The sequence below is a fragment of the Mesotoga sp. HF07.pep.5.2.highcov genome, assembly GCF_003666285.1.
Classification (GTDB): Bacteria; Thermotogota; Thermotogae; order Petrotogales; family Kosmotogaceae; genus Mesotoga; species Mesotoga prima.
The window spans coordinates 1-2,156 of the sequence record NZ_JFHJ01000381.1 but is presented as its reverse complement, the minus strand read 5'-3'; the positions used below and the strand labels follow the sequence as shown (position 1 = coordinate 2,156).

Below are 2,156 nucleotides of genomic sequence, written 5' to 3'. Positions count from 1 at the left end.
TTATTTGGCACTGTTGCTGCTTTGACGAAAGAACCAACAAAGAGCGGTCTAAAGAAACTGACGCAGATGGCCAAGGAAGAGCATCCAATGATCGTGTCCTGGCAAAATGTTTTCAAGAGATCTAGCCCTAAGGCAGTAGAAAAGGCTATGACGAACTTGGTTGTTAACGAATTTGCTCTCGGAGAGAAGATTCGTCAGGAAAAGATGCTTGAGCATGAGGTCGTCATTCCCAAGCTGGTTGTTATAAGCCCGACCTACGCCTGCAATTTGAACTGCGTGGGTTGCTATGCCGGTCTCTACGGAAGAAAGTATCAGCTTTCGAAGGAAGAGGTCAGTTCAATTATCAGACAGTCAAACGAGCTGGGCATTTACTTCTTCATAATTACCGGCGGAGAGCCTTTTGTATGGCCGCATCTTCTCGAAATTTTTGAAGAGTTCAACGATTCTTACTTCCAGGTCTACACCAATGGTACTCTTATCACGAAGGAAGTCGCCCAGAAACTCGCCGAACTAGGTAATGCGACGTTTGCCGTCTCGGTAGAAGGCTTTGAAGGCGAAACCGACTGGAGACGTGGAAGAAATGTCTTCCAGAAGGTCAGGCAGGCCTGGACAAATCTGCGAGAGGCAGGAGTAATTTACGGTACCTCTGTTACTGCGACCAGGCTGAACCACGAGGTAATGATGAAGGACGAGTTCTGGCAGTTCCTGAAGGACGAGGGTGTTTCTTACGCCTGGGTCTTCCAGTTCATGCCTGTTGGTATGAATCCCTCCATGGATCTTGTTCCTACTCCGGAGCAGAGATACGAGAGATTCTACAAGACCGAGCAAGAGAGGCTCGGTGGTGATTTCGCATTCGTTGCTGACTTCTGGAATCATGGATTCCTTACGAATGGTTGTCTGGCCGCCGGCGCGAAGTACCTTCACGTCAATGCAAAGGGTTACGTAGAACCATGTGTATTCCAGCAGTTTGCCGTTGATAGCATCAGGGAGAAGAGTCTTCTCGAAGTTATCAAGTCACCGTTCTTTACCGCGTACAAGAGAATGGTGCCCTACAGCAACAATCTTTTCAGACCCTGTCCAATCATTGACAACCCGAAGGTCCTAAGGGCAATGGTCAACAAGTTCCACGCCATTCCTCAGCATGATGGAAGCGAGAACGTTGTTACGGAGCTTGCCGGTCAGCTTGACGAACTCGCCGAAGGCTGGAAGAAGTACGCAGACAAGCTATACTACGAGGAAGGTTTTGCCGAAACCCATCCCGCACACAGGGGCGTGTACGATTTTGATGTTAGAATGAGAAAGTACGCTAACAACGAAGAAAAGCTTGCTATAGACAAAAAACCTTGAGGGGATGGTGGATCCGGTGCGAGCAAAGTTATCTTCTAGAGAGAGGATTATAAGAGCCGCCCGGAAGGCCTTTGCGGAGAGAGGTCACGACGGCGTCAGCATGTCTGAGATTGCGCAGATGGCTGGAGTGAAAAAGGCACTTATTTACTACTACTTTCCGAGCAAAGAGGATCTTTTTTACGAAGTTTGGCAATACTCTATTGACGAGCTCGAAGATCATGTCTTTTCCGAAACAAGCGACGAGAACGTTTATGTCTCAAAGCTCAAGAGGATTCTGAGATCGTACATAGATTTCATAACGAGCAAAAATGAGATCAAGAAAATCATGGATCAGGAACGTGCGAACCTTAGCAGGGAAGACAACGAGTCCTGGAAGAGAGTGAGAGACAGATACGAAGCCTTGAAAGAGAAGTTGTCGTCGGCCATAAATGATGCAAAGGCTGCTCAGGAAATTTCGAAGGACGTCGATCCAGATAGCGCAGCAGACCTGATACTGAATGGTTTCAGTATAACGGAAGACCCTGACGGGCTAGAAAGCATAAGAGAAATAATCTGGAGGGGCCTGGTTAGCAACTCCGGAGAGTAATTAAGAAAGAAGAGAGAGGGACTCAGTCCCTCTCTTTTTTTGTGCCTCTTCGCTTGAAGTCGAGAACTTCTCTGAACTTCGAATACTTTTCCTCGAAGTTCTTCCCAGAAATCTGAAGAAACTTCAGGTAAAGCACGTCCAGGATCATCAGCTGCACTATACGAGTTATAAGACCACCCTCCGGGAAGATCAGCTTTGAGTAATAGCTTTCGAGATTCACGTT

The 2,156-nt window shown here is 47.4% G+C and carries 2 protein-coding genes and 1 pseudogene; 2 read left to right on the top strand and 1 reads right to left on the bottom strand.

What is annotated here, in order from left to right:
* A partial coding sequence (locus tag BG32_RS08195) for a radical SAM protein (RefSeq protein WP_147434892.1) occupies positions 1 to 1,347 on the top strand: 1,347 nt, incomplete at its 5' end.
* Between the two features lie 16 nt (positions 1,348 to 1,363).
* Complete coding sequence (locus tag BG32_RS08190) at positions 1,364 to 1,933, top strand: TetR/AcrR family transcriptional regulator (protein WP_121510010.1); 570 nt, start codon at positions 1,364 to 1,366, stop codon at positions 1,931 to 1,933.
* 22 nt (positions 1,934 to 1,955) lie between these two features.
* Here BG32_RS08190 and BG32_RS08185 read toward each other — a convergent pair.
* A pseudogene (locus tag BG32_RS08185) lies at positions 1,956 to 2,156 on the bottom strand (MurR/RpiR family transcriptional regulator); the annotation flags it as partial.